The following is an 18,942-nucleotide window of genomic DNA, read 5'->3' as shown; positions in this document are numbered from 1 at the left end:
GTACCGTTTTTTTATTTTCTATTAAACCTCTTTACAATTCTCTTCAAAGTACGATTGTAATTTTGCAATGACTTGCATTGGCTCATGGCCTTCGATTTCATGGCGTTCAACCATCGTTACAATCTTTCCATCTTTTAATAATGCGAAAGACGGAGAAGATGGTGGATATCCTTCAAAATATTCACGTGCACGTGCTGTTGCCTCTTTGTCCTGCCCCGCAAATACTGTTACAAGGTGATCTGGACGTTTATCATAATGTACGGAATGCGCAGCAGCAGGGCGAGCAATACCACCTGCACAACCGCATACTGAGTTTACCATTACAAGTGTCGTACCTGTTTGCTGAAATGCCTCATCAACTGCGGATGGTGTTGTTAATTCTGTATATCCAGCGGAAACAATTTCTTCACGCGCTTGACGGACAACATCATTCATAAAAAAGTTAAAGTTAATCAATGTTTTCCCTCCTCTAGATCTCTCTCTCTGTATCTTACCAGTTACCGTTTTAGAAATACAAGTAAACTTACTTGTATTCTTCTTATGCGTATAGAAAAAACGTCCTAGAACAAGTGTCCTAAGACGTTTTTTCTTAATGTCCGCGATGCTTTTGTTTTGCTTTTTGCACTTTGATAAGGCGTTTTTTCTGCTTTTCTGCTTCACGCTGTTCCTTAGATTGCACTCGCTTTTCTTGCTTATGCAATTCATAAGATAAACTAATTGCCTCTTGTGCCTTCGTAAAGCTTTTTGTATGCATTTCTTTTGCAGCTTCTCTTATGATACGTTTTATACTTTTCGGACGCTTTTTCTCTTCCACTTTAACACCGCATTTGGCAAAGTGATTAAAATACGTTAGCAACGTATTATTTACAAATACAAGTATCTCTTCGTCTGATGGCTCAGCACCAAAAATATACCTCGCTGCATACAAAATCCCTTTATGTGTATCCTCAATCATTCCTACAAAAAACTGACCATCATGATATACTGTCAATTTCATCGACAGCCCCTCCTTAGAAAAAAATTAGAAATACTGGACATCCCGGAGGGGAAGGTTACTGACATACTAGTATGCGTCTGGACTACCAACCAGAACTGTGTTTTTGTATTTCTATAGCTATTATATATTATTTCTACTTTCTTTTTCTATCTTCTCATATGCTTCAATCATTTTTTTATGTGATCCTACAATATACTCAGGCAATTCTGTAACGGGAAAGAATTTAAGCTGAACCGCTTCCTCTTTATTGACAGCTAGCAAACCTTCATATTCATTTGTATAATAAGCAGTCGTTACAGATTGAAATTCATCACCATTCGCTAATTTTATAAAGTAATTAGCTCCAGAGAACACATTAATGAGTTTTAAATTTTTCACATAAATTCCTGCTTCTTCATATACTTCACGGCAAGCTGTCTCTTCTGTGGATTCTCCAAGCTCCATTAAACCACCAAGCAATCCCCATTTTCCATACGGTTCTGTTCGTTGTTGTAATAAAACATGTCCACCTTCATTTAATACGAGAACAACAGCACCAACTAAAATTAAAGGGCGATGACCAACTACTTTTCGTAACTCCTCTACATATCCCATCGAAACAAACCCTTCTTTTTTTATTTCGTTGTCCACACTATTGTATCATATGCATAAGATGGTAAAATGCGTATTCATTTCATTTTTTTAACAAAATATTTATTTTTTCCATTTCATCTATCGTTGCTAATTGAATCAATTCAATTGATACTTTTTTTGATAATTCCTCCTTTGCCCATGTTTCCGTTTTCCCCAATAAAGTAAGCACATCCTTTTGAATTTTCCCGTCTTTTACAAGAATAAATGAAATAGGTGATTTTTTACCAGCTACTTTCATATCCAGCCGAGATACCGTTTCATATTCTGGATACTGAAATACCGAAACAACACCACTTGCTTCCCATAATGCTAATTTTATTGTTTTAATATCACTAATATTTTGTAAGCGTAGTTCAGAAAATAAATACTCTACCGTAATTCTTGCTTTTTTCAAATTGCTAAAATCGATTGAACCATTATGTATGAGAATAACCGGAGCTGGTTCTAAAAAACGTCTCCACCGATCCCATTTCAACATTAAAATCGAACTTATGATATGAAGAACAACGAGCATAAAAGTTGTAATCATCGAGCCTGTTAAACCCACTTTTTCATCGGATAGTGCATTGGAAATATTTCCACCTAACAATAAAACTAATACCACATCTAAGAAGCGGAGTTGTGCAATGGAGCGTTGTCCCATTGCTTTGGCAACAATAATTAGAAAGATATATGCTATTATAGCTCGAATCATCCATTCTATATGAGAAAGATGATGTGCTCCCTCAAAAATATGCATATGCATGAATTTGCACTCCTTAATCATCACAAACTTTCACACTCCCTTTAGTTTGTGATGATTAAGATCATCTATACAAAAAAGACCGATTCGCATGAAAACGAATCAGCCTTTTCACATAAAAATTAACTAACTGAAAACATATACTTTTTGTATGTTTTCCGTACCGATAAGACGAGCCCCATCATCATCATATTCGAGAATAAGGAACTTCCTCCATATGATAAAAACGGAAGCGCAATTCCTTTTACCGGCATTAATCCAACAATCATACCAACGTTTTGGAAAATTTGTAATGTTAAAACACCAATTACTCCAGCACATAATAATGTACCGAACAAATTATCTGCTGAATACCCAATTATAATTGTTCGATATAAAAGAAGCAGGAACATAAATACAACAAAAGCTGCAATTAAAAATCCACCTTCTTCAGCAATTGTAGCAAAAATGAAATCGGTATGCTTTTCAGGAATATATACACTTCCATATCCAAATCCTTTTCCATCCATTCCCCCACTACCAACCGCTAAAATCGATTGTTGTGTTTGATAACCTTGATCCACGTGCTCAAATGGATCCAACCAACCCAAAATTCGTGACTGTTGATGCGGCTTTAGTAAAGTAACCAATTTGTTGAAAAAAATATCTGGGTATTTCAAAAATATAAATACTAACGTGGACAATATGGTCAGTGGAATAACTGTACATATTGCAATTAATTTCTTTTGAATACCTGACATAAACAAAATACATGCAATCCCTGCAGCATATAGGAAAACCATCCCTGTATCAGGCTGACTATATACAAGTAGAGCAGGTGGAATCGATACTAAAATAATTTTACCTATTAATCTTAAGTCCGTTTGAAAAGTCCGTACCATATATTTTTCATTATGCTTGACTGCTAAACTAGCAACTAAAATAAGCAACGCAATTTTGAAAAACTCTGATGGCTGGATCGCCCCAAGAACTGGGACTTTAAACCATCTTTTTGCCCCTAATATTTCAGGGGTTAAAGCTTTAAATGGTGAAATCTTAAGTATAATAATCGAAGCAAACCCAACAATATAAAATGGCCACGCTAATTTTTGCAGTTGATCTAAATCAATACTTGCAACAAGTAGTAATAAAACAATACCGATTACATAGTTAATCCCTTGTTTCATTGCAAAATTTGAATTTCCATATTGTCCTGTTTGTTGACTGCTATATATGGCAGCTATACTCGTGACGCATAATATACACAAAATTAAAATTAATTTTACATCTAAACTTTTTAGAAATTCGGTACTTCTCTTCATGACATCCTCCTGAAACATTGTTAAGGCAAAATAAAAAACCAGGAGTCAACATTCTTTATATTTTGACGACTGATTGCACATTAATCTATAAAATACTTATATAGAATAACTTTCTTTTTTAAACAATACAATACATTATACTACAGTTTCATCAGTAAGATTTTCCAAAAAAATATTCTTTTCTTATTGTATATCTATATACTGGATATCAGCAATGTATTTTCGTAAATTCATAATACATTATTATTCATTGTCACATTAATGGAAGGCATTTTTTATTGTGGGATAAAAAGTGAAGAAATATATTTTTTCTAAAGTAAAAAGCTCGCAGACGCGAGCTTTTTATTAATATACAGACGTATTATTCTCTGATACATTTTCAAGAATTTCTTTTACACGTCCTAAGAATTTACCACAAATTAAGCCATCCAGTACACGATGATCAAGGGATAAACATAGGTTAACCATGTCGCGTGCACCGAACATACCATTATCCATAATAACTGGACGCTTTACAATAGATTCTACTTGTAAAATAGCAGCTTGTGGATGGTTAATAATACCCATAGATTGAACAGAACCAAATGATCCTGTGTTATTAATTGTAAATGTACCGCCTTGCATTTCGTCTGCTTTCAATGATTTTGTACGAACTTTTCCTGCAAGTTCAGTAATTTCACGAGCAATACCTTTAATTGTTTTCTCATCTGCTTGTTTAATAACTGGTACAAATAATTCATCTTCTGTTGCAACAGCGATAGAAAGGTTAATATCTTTCTTTTGAACAATCTTGTCACCAGCCCACATTGAGTTAATTTGTGGGTATTCTTTCAATGCTTGTGCAACTGCTTTAACGAAAAATGCAAAGAATGTTAAGTTGAAGCCTTCACGCTTTTTAAATTCGCCTTTAATTGAATTACGGTATGATACAAGATTTGTTACATCTACTTCAATCATCATCCAAGCGTGAGGTGCTTCGTGCTTACTACGCAGCATGTTCGCAGCAATTGCTTTACGTACACCTGTTACCGGAATCTCAATATCGCCAGGTACTGTCGGTACAGATACAGGTTTTGCCGCTTCTGTTTTTGGAGCTGATGGTGCAGTCACTTTTGGTGCTTCTTGTGATGCCTGCATAGATACAGGTGCTGCTTCTTTCTTCGCACCAACTACCGGAATGTTTCCAGATTCCACAAGCTTCAGAATATCTTTACGTGTAATACGACCATTTGCACCCGTACCTTCTACTGCATCTAAATCAATATTATGCTCACCTGCAAGTTTTAATACAGCTGGTGAGAAACGAGGTTTGCCATCAGTTGGTTGCTTCACTTTTGGTGCTTTTTCAGTTGAAGCCACTTCTGTTTTTGGTTCCTCTTTTGTTTTCTCTTCTACAGCTGTCGCAGCTACCTCATCCGCGCCCTCTACTTGGATCACACAAACGACTTCACCTACAGCAAGTGTATCACCTTCAGCAGCGACTAACTCCTTCACAATTCCTGTGAAAGAAGATGGTACTTCTGCGTTTACTTTATCTGTCATTACTTCTGCAAGCGGATCATATTTATTTACGTGATCGCCAACATTTACGAGCCATTTACTAATTGTACCTTCCGTTACACTTTCCCCAAGCTGAGGCATTGTGATATTTTCTACAGCCATGTATAGTCCCCCCGATTAAAATTCCGCAAGTTCACGCATTGCTTTTTCAACTTTATCTGGATTTACCATAAAGAATTTTTCCATTGTTGGTGCATATGGCATTGCTGGAACGTCTGGACCTGCAAGACGTGCAATTGGTGCATCAAGGTCAAATAAGCAATTTTCTGCAATAATTGCTGCTACTTCACTTATAATGCTTCCTTCTTTGTTATCTTCCGTTACAAGAAGAACTTTACCTGTTTTAGAAGCTGCTTCAATAATCGCTTCTTTATCTAATGGATATACAGTACGTAAATCAAGAATGTGAGCAGAAATGCCATCTTTCGCTAATTTTTCAGCAGCTTGAAGAGCAAAGTGAACACATAATCCATATGTGATGACAGTAATATCATCACCTTCACGTTTTACATCTGCTTTTCCGATTGGTAATACATAATCATCTTCTGGTACTTCGCCTTTAATTAAACGATATGCACGTTTATGTTCAAAGAATAGTACTGGATCTTCATCACGAATTGCCGCTTTTAATAATCCTTTTGCATCATATGGTGTAGAAGGAATAACAATTTTTAAACCTGGTTGGTTTGCAAACATTGCTTCTACAGACTGCGAGTGATACAATGCACCGTGAACGCCGCCACCAAATGGTGCACGCACAGTGATCGGACAAGTCCAGTCATTATTAGAACGGTAACGAATTTTTGCTGCCTCAGAAACAATTTGGTTTACTGCTGGCATAATAAAATCAGCGAATTGCATTTCAGCAATTGGACGCATTCCGTACATCGCTGCCCCGATTGCTACCCCTGCAATTGCAGATTCTGCAAGCGGTGTATCAAGCGCACGATCTTCACCAAATTGATCATATAATCCATTTGTCGCTTTAAATACGCCACCTTTTTTACCAACGTCTTCTCCTAATACAAATACTTTCTCATCGCGTTCCATTTCCTCGCGCATTGCTAATGTAATCGCGTCAATATAAGACATTACAGCCATGAAACGTTCCCCCCTATTCTGCGTATACGTGCTTCAATGCATCTTCAGGTGCTGCATACGGAGCATTTTCTGCATATTCTGTTGCTTCGTTTACGATATGCATAATTTCATCTAACATTTGTTTTTCAGATTCCTCTGTTAACACGCCAACCTCTTTTAAGTAAGCAGCAAATGTAAAGATGGAATCTTTTTTCTTCGCTTCTTCTACTTCTTCTTTATCACGATATACACGATCATCGTCATCACTAGAGTGTGCTGTTAAACGATATGATACTGTTTCAATTAAAGTTGGACCTTCGCCGCGGCGGCCACAATCCGCTGCTTCTTTTACAGCTTTATATACTGCAAGTGGGTCATTTCCGTCCACTGTGTATCCTGGCATACCGTAACCAATTGCACGATCTGATACATTTTTACATGCTAATTGCTTTTCAACAGGGATAGAAATTGCATATTTGTTATTCTCACACATGAAAATAACAGGCAATTTGTGTACGCCAGCAAAGTTAGCACCTTCGTGGAAGTCACCTTGGTTAGAAGAGCCTTCACCGAAGGTAACAAACGTTACTAAATCTTTCTTTTCCATCTTCCCTGCTAGTGCAATGCCTACTGCATGAGGCACTTGTGTTGTAACTGGTGATGAACCTGTCACAATACGGTTTTTCTTCTGACCGAAGTGACCAGGCATTTGACGGCCACCAGAGTTTGGATCTCCTGCTTTTGCAAAGCCAGACAACATAAGCTCTTTTGCTGTCATACCAAACGCTAGTACTACACCCATATCACGGTAGTATGGTAATGCATAATCTTTTTCACGATCAAGTGCAAATGCTGCGCCTACTTGTGCAGCTTCCTGTCCTTGACAAGAAATTACGAATGGAATTTTCCCTGCACGGTTTAACAGCCACATACGTTCGTCAATTTTACGTGCAAGCAACATCGTACGATACATTTCTACTACTTGCTCATCACTTAAGCCAAGCTCTTCATGGCGCTTTTCTTTTACTTCTGCCATTTTCATAACCTCCTAAATCCACATTTTTATGCGTGTAACGCTTTTCCATCTACTGCTAATGCAGCTTCACCAATTGCTTCTGATAATGATGGATGCGGATGAATTGTATGTGCAACTTCCCAAGGTGTTGCATCAAGTACTCTTGCAAGACCCGCTTCAGAAATCATATCCGTTACATGTGGGCCAATCATATGAACACCGAGAATATCATTTGTTTCTTCATCAACTACAAGTTTCACAAAACCATCTGATTCTCCATATACAAGTGCTTTTCCGATTGCACGGAATGAGAACTTACCTACTTTTAACTTATAGCCTTTTTCTTTTGCTTCCTGTTCTGTTAAACCAACAGAAGCTACTTCTGGACTACTGTATACACATTTCGATACCATAGAGTAATCGATTGGCATAACTTCTTTATCAGCAATATGTTCTACAGCAACAATACCTTCATGAGAAGCAACGTGTGCAAGTTGTAAACCGCCAATTACATCACCAATTGCATAAATATGTGATTCTTTCGTTTGATAAAACTCATTTGTTTGAATGTATCCTTTTTCCACAATGATATCTGTATTCTCTAAGCCGATATTTTGCGTATTGGCTTGTCTTCCTACAGATACAAGCATTTTTTCTGCCTTGAATTCTTTATTTTCACCATTGTGTTCGGCTTGAATTGCTACTCCATTATCTTTTACCAATGTTTCTGGTAATACTTTTGCACCTGTTACCACTTTAATTCCCTTTTTCTTCAAGAGACGTTGCATTTCTTTCGAAACATCTTGATCTTCAAGCGGTAAGACATGTTTTGCATATTCTAATACGGTAACTTCAACACCGAAATCAGCAAGCATAGATGCCCACTCAATTCCAATTACGCCACCACCAACAATGATAATTGATTCCGGAAGCGTTTCCATTTTTAGGGCATGATCCGATGACATTACGTATTCTCCATCTAGTTCTAACCCTGGTAAAGAGTTTGGACGAGAACCTGTTGCAATAAGCACATTTTTAGGAATCAACATTTCATTCTCTTCTCCACTTGCAAATTCAACCGAAATTGTTCCCGGCATTGGAGAGAAGATAGAAGGTCCAAGAATGCGGCCGATACCTTCAAACACATCAATTTTACCTTGCTTCATTAAATGCTGAACGCCTTTATGAAGCTGCGTTACAATCTTTTCTTTACGCTCTTGCACTTTAGCAAAGTTCAACTCTACATTGCTCGTTACAACGCCAAACTCTTCACTCTTTTTCGCCGTTGCATATACTTCAGCACTGCGCAGCAATGCTTTACTAGGAATACAACCTTTGTGTAAACAAGTGCCACCAAGATTATCTTTTTCAACAAGCGCTGTTTTTAGCCCTAATTGTGATGCACGAATAGCAGCAACATATCCGCCAGTACCGCCGCCAACGATGACTAAATCATATTCTTTTGCCATTATCTCAACCCCTAGCTACCGTTTCTTTTTCTCGTACAACATACTCTTTTGAAGCTTCTTCCTCACGTAATACACGAAGTGCCCCTTCTGCTAATGCTTGTAATTCATCTTCACCTGGATGCACAATCACATCAGCAATCCAATGAACGCGCTCCTTGATCTCATCAACAAGAATTTTGCTATATGCGAGTCCTCCTGTTAAAACGATTGCATCTATTTTCCCATGAAGAACCGCGCTAGCTCCGCCGATTTCTTTTGCAACTTGATATGCCATCGCTTTATAAATAAGTGTTGCCTCAGGATCACCTTTCTCAACCATGTTCTCAACTTTAATTGCATCGTTTGTACCAATAAGGCTTACTAATCCGCCTTGTCCAACAATCTTTTTCATCATTTCATCGCGGTAATACTCACCTGAGAAACACATTTCTATTAACTGTCCAACCGGCACTGTTCCAGCACGTTCTGGACTAAATGGACCTTCACCATTCAAACCATTATTTACATCAATAACTTTTCCTTGCTTATGAGCACCAACCGTTATCCCGCCACCCATGTGCGCAATTAATAGGTTTAAATCTTCATATTTACGACCAAGTTCCTCTGCAACTTTACGCGCCACAGCTTTTTGGTTTAACGCATGAAAAATACTTTTTCGCTCCATGCCAGAAATACCACTAATACGAGCAATTGGATCCATTTCATCAACAACAACTGGATCGACAATAAATGCTGGAATATTTAATCCTGAAGCGATTTCATACGCCAAAATACCTCCAAGATTTGAAGCGTGATGACCGCTATATCCATTTTTCAAATCTTCTAACATTGCTTCGTTCACTGTATACGTACCACCTTCAATGGGACGAAGTAATCCCCCGCGGCCGCAAACAGCGTTTAATTTCGAAATATTAATACCGTGAGAATGTAAAACCTCTAAAATTGTTTCTTTTCGAAATTCATATTGATCAATAATTCGTTTATATTTACCGATTTTATCCACATCATGACGAATGGTTTCTTCTAAAACGGGTCTTTCATTATCAAAAACACCTATTTTTGTGGATGTACTACCCGGATTAATAACAAGGATTCGATTTAAGGACAATGTTGCTACCTCCACCTATAAATTCAAAAGGAAGTGGAAACCTCGTAAGAGGTAACCACAGCTTTTGTAGAAGTTGTATATGATAGATTAGCGACGGCTAATAATGTCATGGCCGTTGCGTAAGAACGTGCTACGAGTATTTTTCAAGCTTGCAATACGCTCTTCAGCTAGACGATCTGCTGCAACATAAGTTGGTACACCATCACGTTTTGAAATCTCAATTACTTTTGCAATTGTGTCATAAATAGACTCTACACGTTTTAATGCACGTTCTCTATTGTATCCATATAATTCATCTGCTACGTTAATTACACCGCCTGCATTAATTACATAGTCTGGTGCGTATACAATTCCCATTTCATGGATTGCGTCACCGTGACGATCTTCTTTTAATTGGTTATTTGCAGAACCTGCAATTACTTTTGCTTTAAGTTGTGGAATTGTTTCGTCATTTACTGTTGCACCTAATGCGCATGGTGCATAAATGTCACATTCTACACCGTAAATTTCATTTGGTTCAACTGCTGTTGCACCAAATTCTTCTACTGCACGTTGTACCGCTTCTTTATTAATATCTGTAACGATTAGTTGTGCACCTTCAGCGTGTAAATGTTTGCATAGGTGATATGCTACGTTACCAACACCTTGAACAGCAATTACTTTACCTTCTAGGCTGTCTGTACCAAACGCCTCTTTCGCTGCTGCTTTCATACCGCGGTAAACACCATAAGCAGTTACTGGAGATGGGTTACCAGAAGAACCGAATGAAGGTGAAATACCTGTCACAAAATCAGTTTCTTCGTGGATAATATCCATATCATCAACAGTTGTACCAACATCTTCTGCAGTAATATAACGCCCGTTTAAACCTTGGATGTAACGTCCTAATGCACGGAACATTGCTTCACTTTTATCTTTACGTGGATCGCCGATGATAACTGTTTTTGCACCACCTAGGTTTAAACCAGCTGCTGCGTTTTTATATGTCATCCCTTTTGCAAGACGCAATGCATCTTCAATCGCCGCTTCTTCAGAATCATATGTCCACATTCTTGTTCCACCAAGGGCCGGTCCAAGTGTTGTATCATGAATTGCAATGATTGCTTTTAATCCAGATTCTTTATCTTGACAAAATACTACTTGCTCATAATCATATTTTTCTAAGTATTCGAAGATTTCTAATGTCATTGTCATTTCCCCCTAATTGTTTTACCCTTTTGGTTTATTTAGAAGCAGTCGCAACTGCTAAAGCTAATGAATATACTTTTGTTTCTGCTGAATCTGCACGAGATGTTAAAACAATCGGTGCTTTTGCGCCAGCAATCATCGCTCCTACATTTGCATTTGCAAAATAGACAAGCGATTTATATAGCACGTTTCCAGCTTCAATCGTTGGGACGAGTAAAATGTCTGCCTTACCTGCTACATCACTTACTATGCCTTTGTGCTCTGCTGCAATTTGTGATACAGCATTATCTAAAGCAAGCGGTCCATCAACGATACAATCTTTAATTTGTCCACGACGATTCATTTGGGTTAACATCGCTGCATCGATTGTCGCCTGCATCGCTGGATTAATAACTTCCACCGCTGCAATCGGAGCCACTTTTGGCAATTCGATTCCTATTGCCCGGGCAACTTCAACAGTATTTTGTATAATAGCAGCTTTTTGCCCTACATCAGGTGCAATGTTCATCGCTGCATCTGTAACAAAGATAAAGCGATCGTAATTTGGAACTTCAAACGCTGCAACATGTGATAACACACTACCCTTGCGAAGTCCCCACTCTTTATTTAATACTGCTTTTAAAATACTTGCTGTTGGGATGTTCCCCTTCATAAGTACGTCTGCTTCACCATTTCTTACAGCTTTAACAGAAAGTTCCGAGGCCTCAGCACTTGATGATGTCGCAATCACTTGAACGTGTTCTGAAACTTGTAAGTCATGCTCTTGTAGCATACCCATAATTTTTTCTTGATTTCCATATAGACGAAATTGAGCTAACTGTAATTGAATTGCCTTAGCTACTGCTTCAATTACTTCATGATCTTCAGCCACTGCTACAGCCACAGTTTTTTTAGGCTGCCCTGCTGCTTGATCAATTAAGTGTTTTAACTTCATATCTTGTAATCAACCCTTTCCGTCGTCCCTCGTCTATTTAATAAGCAAATATCGTGCCAACTTTTCAAATTGGTCATACCAATTATGAAAACGCATACAAAATACAGTGAAATCAGTACTTTGGAAAATTACATAATATTCTGTCTTAAATCGTTGTTTTTTGCGTACCATGCAATAAATTGCATGGTACGCAATTTATTGCATGCTATTTTTTGCATGGTCATACTTTTCTAACTTGTAATATAAATTTCGAACTGAGATTCCTAACACTTTCGCTGTCTTTGTTTTATTCCCACCAAACTTCTCTAAATATTCATGTATGATGTTCCCTTCAAACTCCGTAACCAAATGTTCAAGGGGCTTTTCTTCTAATTCCGGCAATAAATTATTTCCTTTTAATTCCACTTGGTCTTCCTTATGCAAAGAAGGCAAATGATGTACATCAATATACATCTCATTATAGTTCATAAAAATAATCGCCCGTCCCAAAATATTCTCAAGCTCCCTGACATTCCCCGGCCAATCATACGATCGCAAATATTCAATAGCCGATTCTGTTAACCCTTCTACATTCCGGCCATAATCTTGATTAATTTTTTGAATCAATCGTTCTGATATAGCTGGAATATCTGCCTTTCGCTGACGAAGAGACGGAATTTGAATTGGAATTTTATTTAGGCGATAATATAAATCTTCTCTGAATTCACCTTCCAAAATTGCTTTTTCTAAATTTACATGCGTCGCTGCAATCACCCGAACATTAATAGGAATTGGTTTTGTTCCTCCAACTTTTACAATTTCTTTTTCCTGCAAAACGCGCAATAATTTCGCTTGCGTATTCGCAGACAGTTCCCCAATCTCATCTAAAAAAACACTCCCATTATTTGCTTCTTCAAAGAAACCTCTTTTACCACCTCTTTTCGCACCAGAAAAAGCTCCTTCTTCGTAACCAAACAATTCACTTTCCAATAAAGTTTCCGAGATAGCAGCACAGTTTACACGAACAAACTTATTGTATTTCCGATTACTCCCGTTATGAATAGCGTGCGCAAATAACTCTTTACCAGTCCCTGACTCCCCGCGAAGTAATACGGTTGCTGGTGTGTTTGCTCCCAGCTTTGCTTGCTCTATTGCAGCCATCGTTTCATCAGACGTTCCTACAATATCCTCAAAAGAATATTTCGCTTCTAGCGTCCGAATAATTTGTCTTGCCCGGTTTAATTCATGCGTTAATTTTTGAATTTCGGATACGTCACGAATAACACCAACGCTACCTTTCAATATACCATCAACAATAACCGGTGCGACATTTACAATGACATCTCGTTTTTTCTGACCAATTTTCATATGAATCCCTCGTACCGCCCTACGCGTCCGAAGTACTTTCATATGCATACTTTCCCCCTCTACAATATCAGTCGTTGCAGGTTTTCCAATTATGTCATCCTCTGTAAGGCCTGTTAACTTTGTATAAGCAGGGTTGATGACAAGACCTCTTCCTTTCTCATCTACAACAGAAATCGCTTCCTCAGATGAATAAATAATCGCTTCCAATAAGGTTTGAATTTCTTTTAAATCTGTAACTTCTTCCGCTAAATCTACAACTTCCGTAATATCTTTAAAAATTGCAAATGCCCCTTGCACCTCTCCATCTTCTTTTAAAATAGGAATACGCGTTGTAATAATCTTCTTTTCATTTCCTAACGTCAATTCATGATTTACTTCTATTTGTTTCGTTCGTATAATACGAAGTAACTTACTAGTCGGAATTACTTCTAAAATATATTTCCCAGTCGCTTCTTTCGCTTTATAACCCGTTATACGTTCTGCACTTTTGTTAAATAATTTCACATAACCTTCTGAATCAATGACAATCATTCCATCATGAGTAGAATTTAAAATCAAATTTCCTTGCTGCGTTTGGCCTTTCAGTTTTTCAATTAAATTCTCTTTCTCATGTGCCAACTTCGTAACAATCTTCGCAACATCCCCTGGTATAAGGAGTGTATTTTCTTGCTTTTTTGCGAATAAAACCTTATGTAAATGGTAATCACCACTCATATCAAAAATTACATCCACATCCACTGTAAGAAAAGAATCTAAATCTTCTCCAACCGCAATACCTTGTTCTTGCGCAATCTGTAATCCTTTTGCATTCGGATTTATATCGATAACCCCAACGACTTTAAATATATTCGAATTTTGCAGCAAACCAAGAATCGTACTTCCACCTTCGCCCGCTCCAATAATTAATACTTTTTGTTTCACACATCCCACTTCCTCTCGAAGTATCTCTGCAAGATTTTTCACACCTTTATCTTACTCGTTCAGCAATCACTTGACAAATCCCCTTTCTATATAACATCATTTGATATATACAAAATTATCTGAAAAGGAGCATTATCTATGCAGCGTTACCTTGCTCTTCTATTAGCACTCATCCCCATCTCATTAGCAGTGCTAGGTATAAAATTGATGAGAGATACTGTATTTGGTATTCTTTTATCTCCAATCCCTGTATTATGGTTACAATTTTTAATAGGTGTATTCTGCTTTGCAATCGGTTTTTATATCTTTGGAGGCTTTGTTGTACATCGTGATCGTAAACGAAACAAAGTACAAGCTCGTTTCAGAAGATAAAAGAACATAAAAATGAGACCCTTCTAATGAAAGGTCTCATTTTTTCGCTTGTAATAACACTCTCGCTGCTTCTGGATAATCAGTAATAATCGCCGATATGTTCATATCAAAATACTTACGCATAACAGTTTCATCATTAATTGTATAAGGCCGCACTTCAACTCCGCTCTCCATTGTTAATTCAGCTATTGCATCCTGAAGATAACGATAGTTCGGATGAATCGCAGTAGCCCCCATTTTTCGCGCATACGCCCACGGGCTATGTAAACCTTCTCGATACAAAATGGCCGTTTGAATATCCGGAGCCATCATATGACATCTTTTCATACTGTAATGATTAAAAGAAGAAAAAATAACACGATCTTCTAGACCAAACTTTCGTATAAGTGTTATAACTTCTTCTTCTAAACCACAATATGGAATTTTATTATTTTTAAATTCAATATTGAGCAACAAACAATTCGATTTTAGCCATTCTAGCACTTCTTCTAATAAAGGAATTTTGCAAAAACCTACCTTTTCCGAAAACTGGTGACTCGCATCCAATTTTCGCAAATCTTCATATAAGTAATTACGAACGGCACCTTTTCCATTCGTTGTACGATTGACAGTTTCATCATGAATCACAACAACTTTTTTATCCTTCGTAAATTGAACATCTAATTCTATCCCGTCTGCCTGAAACGATTCCGCAGCTTTAAATGAAATCATTGTATTTTCTGGATACGCCCCCGCCGCACCGCGGTGCGCGAATATAAGAGTCATCCTCACTCCCCCAATCTTATGCTATACTATACGAAAAAGGAGGTACTTCTATGAAACCATTACAAATTTCTCCGGATACTGCAATTCGTTTATCAAAAGCTCTAGGTGTTCCACTTGAGCAAATTATGCATATGCCGCAGCACATTTTAGTTCAAAAGTTAGTTGAGCTAGAAAAACAAAATAAAGATGAAGAATAATCCAGTCCTGTTTTGCAGGACTGTTTATTTTCTCTATTCACCATATTTCCACCCATATATATCATAATATCATAAGCAGATTCTTACATAAACTTCAGGAACATATTTATCCCGCTATTCACGGGCAGTAAGACCCCCACCTCAAAATTTATTGACCTTCCTTCTTTATACAGTATTTTATAAGAAAATTATACTGTGTTGAGTTATTTTACTGTGCCAAATATTTGAATTTACTAAACAGGTGGAATGAATATGGTCAGTTATCTAATTGAACATAAAATTGTTACACAAATATCGAGAAATATGTAAACTTAATTTCTTTACATCTTATTCTTGCTATTATTATTTATAAGAATATTCAAAAAGTAGAGGGGATTTCATGAACGTTCAAATGAAGGGGAATGAACAGGTTACAAAGTTGCTAAATGACTGGTATCAATCTATGTTGTCACAACAAAATATACAGGCAACAAAGTTAAAACAAGAAATAGAAGATAGACTTTCCAATATCAAGGAAGATGAACATTTATCATTATATTATTCGTTACTAGATTTTAGATATAAAGTATTAACAGATGGACTTAACATCACAAAAGATAGCTTCGATAAAATTAATTCCTTCAAAATACCTAATAACAGCTTTCTTTCTTATTATTACCACTTCTTCAAAGCAGTTCACAGCACAATTCTTGCAGACTACAATGAAGCGAGAGAACATTTTGAAAAAGCAGAAAAGCTATTAATGTATGTTGTATCCAACGAATTAGAGGAAGCGGAGTTTAATTATCGTTTGGCTTCGTTCTATTATCAAGTTTACAAACCACTTTTAGTAATTGACCACATACGAATGGCAAAAGATATATTTTCTAAACATGTGGGCTACGAAATCAATGTAGCTTTATGTGATAACATTTTCGGGCTATCTTGTATAGATTTAAGACAATTTGAACAAGCCGAAGAAAGATTTAACACTGCTATAGATAGCCTAAACAAGAAAAATGAAAAAACATTACTACTACGTGTTAGAAATAACATCGGATTAATGTATGCGAATCAAAATCTTTCATCTTTAGCAATTCGTCACTTATCAGAAGTTACGGAAAATATGCCAAACCATTTTAAAGCTTTATATTTACAAGCTGATGAAAATATAAAATTAGGTGAAACGGAAATCGCATCTCAATTAATCGAAAAAGGCTTAAATATCTGTAACGAGTTAGAAAACAAAGAGTATCAATATCGCTTTAAGATTTCAGAAAAATCAAACAATTCATCCGATACTCTAGAATTAGAAACTGCTATATTGGCAAGATTTTCATACTTTAGGAAAGAAGAACTATGGGATTGTATTGAGGAATACACCGAACGACTAGCAAATAAATTTTATGCTGAGGAAAACCATTTAAAATCAAGCAAATATTTCTACATGAGTAATGAAGCGAGAAAAAAATTATTAGCTAAAGGGGCGTTAAAGTAATGAAAAAGATTGGATTAACAATAACAGGATTAGCATTAGCTGGAATTATGACTTTTGGTGTTAGCAACAACCCAGGATTTTCGTCATTGAACAAAGGTGACACACCTGCACCTCAAAGACCTGATTTAGCATTAAATATAGGTGATACACCTGCACCTGCCGATAATGGAGGCGATACACCCGCACCTGCTTATGACCATGGACAACCTTGGGGCTTAGCTGATGGAAACACTGGTGCAAGTATTGGAGACCACGGTGGTATTGTAGCACAAGATACTCACGCGGATTTGTAATCAAATTATCAAATAAAGAAAAGGAACGCCAAAACCCTCACACTAGGCGTTCTTTTTTATTGTAAAAATAAAAACCACGAATTAAATCGCGGCTTCTTGAAATACTTCTTGGACATCTATCATAATATCGGAAACATTAACGCCTCTACTCTCGCACATCCCTACCATTGCAGAAATAATTATTTTAAATATTTAATATACGTCCGAATATGAAGAGGTTTTACCTTATCAACATCCATAATCTTTAATTCTCTTTCTAAATATGAAGCAAATAACTTCAACGTTTGGTCATATGACCGAATTATTTTCCTACTTAGATACTTTGCATTACAATGAAGTAAAAAGTTTTCAACATTCATCTGAAAGTTGTTCATACAACAAAAAACCTCCTAGCTATTAGAATAAAAATTTCAATCCAATAAATAGAAGGTTTTTAAATTAACCGCCAATTATCTACGTACTTTATTGCTTACATACGTAATTCATCGGCTATTAAATTTTGTTATGAAATACACTTAACATCTTGATACAACAACACTTACGAAGCCTTATGTTCAAGCCTCAACTTATCTGCAACCATTGCGATGAATTCGGAATTCGTAGGTTTTGCTTTTGACATCGATACAGTATAGCCAAATAAGGACGAGATTGAATCAATATTCCCACGACTCCACGCTACTTCAATCGCATGACGGATTGCGCGTTCCACACGGCTTGCTGTCGTATTATATTTTTTCGCAATATCCGGGTATAAGACTTTCGTAATAGAACCAAGAAGCTCGATATCGTTATATACCATAGAAATTGCCTCTCGCAAATACATATATCCTTTAATATGAGCTGGTACACCAATTTCGTGAATAATGCTTGTAATACTCGCATCTAGATTCTTCGGTTTTCCATCTACTGTTGTTGCAGATCGGAAAGATGGTAGTGGACGTTTAATTGTAGTATTCGTTTTACCGCTTACTTGACGAATATGACCCGTTAAATTTTCCATATCAAATGGCTTTAAAATGAAATAAGAAGCACCTAAATCAACTGCTTTTTTCGTCACATCTTCTTGTCCAAATGCCGTTAACATAATCACATTCGGCTGTCTTAGTCGTTCAATATGACGCATTTTTTCCAGCACCGCTAAACCATCTAAATGTGGCATAATAATATCTAAAACAAGTACATCAGGTTGTTTCTCCTTCAGTAAATTCAAACACTCTTGACCATTATAAGCAATTCCGATTACTTCCATATCATCTTGAGCAGCAACATAACTTTCTAGCATTGATACTAGTTCCTTATTATCATCCACAAGACACACTTTAATTTTCTCCACAGCTTTTCCTCCCTTACCGAATCGATTCTCCCGACATGTGTAAGCTTCTAGGCTACATGAATTGTTCGACAATTGTGTGAAATTTCCCTTTTAAAGTTTCTTAATTTCCGATAAAATCACAAAAAAATATGTTTATCGTTCATTTATTTTCTTTCTTTACACATTCCATCATAGGTTTACAACGAAACGTTCACTCTTTTCTTTTATTTT

20 protein-coding genes are annotated in these 18,942 nt (G+C 36.8%); 4 read left to right on the top strand and 16 right to left on the bottom strand.

The annotated features are described in order from the left end of the window. Positions 1-21: 21 nt before the first annotated feature. The 13 genes from BPMYX0001_RS18050 to BPMYX0001_RS17990 form a co-directional block, all read right to left on the bottom strand. Entirely contained in the window at positions 22-435 is a 414-nt protein-coding gene (locus BPMYX0001_RS18050) for a BrxA/BrxB family bacilliredoxin (protein ID WP_006095959.1), read from the bottom strand. Positions 436-589: 154 nt separating this feature from the next. Beyond that, positions 590-997: a YjdF family protein gene (locus BPMYX0001_RS18045; protein ID WP_006095958.1), complete on the bottom strand. Its 408-nt coding sequence runs from the start codon at positions 995-997 to the stop codon at positions 590-592. A gap of 120 nt (positions 998-1,117) precedes the next feature. After that, the gene (locus BPMYX0001_RS18040) at positions 1,118-1,591 is read right to left on the bottom strand and encodes an NUDIX hydrolase (RefSeq protein ID WP_018766140.1); all 474 of its coding nucleotides are present in this window, start codon (positions 1,589-1,591) and stop codon (positions 1,118-1,120) included. A 79-nt stretch (positions 1,592-1,670) separates the two neighbouring features. Further along, positions 1,671-2,375, bottom strand: a complete 705-nt coding sequence (locus tag BPMYX0001_RS18035) for a DUF421 domain-containing protein (RefSeq protein ID WP_018766141.1) — start codon at positions 2,373-2,375, stop codon at positions 1,671-1,673. Positions 2,376-2,494: 119 nt separating this feature from the next. Next, complete coding sequence (locus tag BPMYX0001_RS18030; protein WP_018780792.1) at positions 2,495-3,673, bottom strand: FtsW/RodA/SpoVE family cell cycle protein; 1,179 nt, start codon at positions 3,671-3,673, stop codon at positions 2,495-2,497. A gap of 345 nt (positions 3,674-4,018) precedes the next feature. Beyond that, positions 4,019-5,335 (bottom strand): dihydrolipoamide acetyltransferase family protein, encoded by a 1,317-nt coding sequence (locus BPMYX0001_RS18025; protein ID WP_006095956.1) that lies wholly within the window; start codon positions 5,333-5,335, stop codon positions 4,019-4,021. A 15-nt stretch (positions 5,336-5,350) separates the two neighbouring features. Then, a complete protein-coding gene (gene bfmBAB, locus BPMYX0001_RS18020; protein WP_003200187.1) occupies positions 5,351-6,334 on the bottom strand; it encodes a 3-methyl-2-oxobutanoate dehydrogenase subunit beta in 984 nt (327 codons plus the stop codon). 13 nt (positions 6,335-6,347) lie between these two features. After that, positions 6,348-7,349 carry a 3-methyl-2-oxobutanoate dehydrogenase subunit alpha gene (bfmBAA, locus tag BPMYX0001_RS18015; protein ID WP_033799098.1) on the bottom strand — a complete coding sequence of 334 codons (1,002 nt, stop codon included), beginning with the start codon at positions 7,347-7,349 and terminating at the stop codon, positions 6,348-6,350. Between the two features lie 26 nt (positions 7,350-7,375). Beyond that, entirely contained in the window at positions 7,376-8,797 is a 1,422-nt protein-coding gene (gene lpdA / locus BPMYX0001_RS18010) for a dihydrolipoyl dehydrogenase (protein WP_003200196.1), read from the bottom strand. A gap of 4 nt (positions 8,798-8,801) precedes the next feature. Next, positions 8,802-9,905 (bottom strand): butyrate kinase, encoded by a 1,104-nt coding sequence (buk, locus tag BPMYX0001_RS18005; protein ID WP_018780791.1) that lies wholly within the window; start codon positions 9,903-9,905, stop codon positions 8,802-8,804. An 87-nt stretch (positions 9,906-9,992) separates the two neighbouring features. Continuing rightward, entirely contained in the window at positions 9,993-11,093 is a 1,101-nt protein-coding gene (locus tag BPMYX0001_RS18000; protein WP_018766146.1) for a leucine dehydrogenase, read from the bottom strand. 34 nt (positions 11,094-11,127) lie between these two features. Then, positions 11,128-12,027 (bottom strand): phosphate butyryltransferase, encoded by a 900-nt coding sequence (yqiS, locus tag BPMYX0001_RS17995; RefSeq protein ID WP_006095954.1) that lies wholly within the window; start codon positions 12,025-12,027, stop codon positions 11,128-11,130. 195 nt (positions 12,028-12,222) lie between these two features. Then, positions 12,223-14,295 (bottom strand): sigma-54 interaction domain-containing protein, encoded by a 2,073-nt coding sequence (locus BPMYX0001_RS17990; RefSeq protein WP_033796409.1) that lies wholly within the window; start codon positions 14,293-14,295, stop codon positions 12,223-12,225. A gap of 138 nt (positions 14,296-14,433) precedes the next feature. On the opposite strand from BPMYX0001_RS17990, the gene BPMYX0001_RS17985 reads away from it, so the two are divergent. After that, the gene (locus BPMYX0001_RS17985; RefSeq protein ID WP_003200204.1) at positions 14,434-14,667 is read left to right on the top strand and encodes a DUF2627 domain-containing protein; all 234 of its coding nucleotides are present in this window, start codon (positions 14,434-14,436) and stop codon (positions 14,665-14,667) included. A gap of 36 nt (positions 14,668-14,703) precedes the next feature. On the opposite strand, the gene BPMYX0001_RS17980 is transcribed toward BPMYX0001_RS17985, so the two are convergent. Further along, complete coding sequence (locus BPMYX0001_RS17980; protein WP_006095952.1) at positions 14,704-15,432, bottom strand: glycerophosphodiester phosphodiesterase; 729 nt, start codon at positions 15,430-15,432, stop codon at positions 14,704-14,706. 50 nt (positions 15,433-15,482) lie between these two features. Between BPMYX0001_RS17980 and BPMYX0001_RS31140 the strand changes: the two genes are divergently transcribed. From BPMYX0001_RS31140 to BPMYX0001_RS17970, 3 genes are all read left to right on the top strand, one after another. After that, the gene (locus BPMYX0001_RS31140; protein ID WP_003200201.1) at positions 15,483-15,629 is read left to right on the top strand and encodes a YycC family protein; all 147 of its coding nucleotides are present in this window, start codon (positions 15,483-15,485) and stop codon (positions 15,627-15,629) included. A gap of 379 nt (positions 15,630-16,008) precedes the next feature. After that, a complete protein-coding gene (locus tag BPMYX0001_RS17975; protein WP_006095951.1) occupies positions 16,009-17,106 on the top strand; it encodes a response regulator aspartate phosphatase in 1,098 nt (365 codons plus the stop codon). Next, complete coding sequence (locus BPMYX0001_RS17970) at positions 17,106-17,399, top strand: hypothetical protein (protein ID WP_003208446.1); 294 nt, start codon at positions 17,106-17,108, stop codon at positions 17,397-17,399. Before BPMYX0001_RS17975 ends, BPMYX0001_RS17970 begins: the two co-directional genes overlap by 1 nt. Before the next feature lie 179 nt (positions 17,400-17,578). Here the strand turns inward: BPMYX0001_RS17970 and BPMYX0001_RS17965 are convergent, their stop codons facing one another. Both BPMYX0001_RS17965 and spo0A read right to left on the bottom strand, forming a co-directional pair. Then, positions 17,579-17,773, bottom strand: a complete 195-nt coding sequence (locus tag BPMYX0001_RS17965) for a hypothetical protein (protein WP_018780786.1) — start codon at positions 17,771-17,773, stop codon at positions 17,579-17,581. A 164-nt stretch (positions 17,774-17,937) separates the two neighbouring features. Continuing rightward, a complete protein-coding gene (gene spo0A / locus BPMYX0001_RS17960; protein WP_003208448.1) occupies positions 17,938-18,732 on the bottom strand; it encodes a sporulation transcription factor Spo0A in 795 nt (264 codons plus the stop codon). Positions 18,733-18,942 lie beyond the last annotated feature (210 nt).

Source organism: Bacillus pseudomycoides DSM 12442, assembly GCF_000161455.1.
Classification (GTDB): Bacteria; Bacillota; Bacilli; order Bacillales; family Bacillaceae_G; genus Bacillus_A; species Bacillus_A pseudomycoides.
The sequence above is the reverse complement of the archived record's forward strand: the minus strand, read 5'-3'. Positions and strand labels throughout refer to the sequence as shown.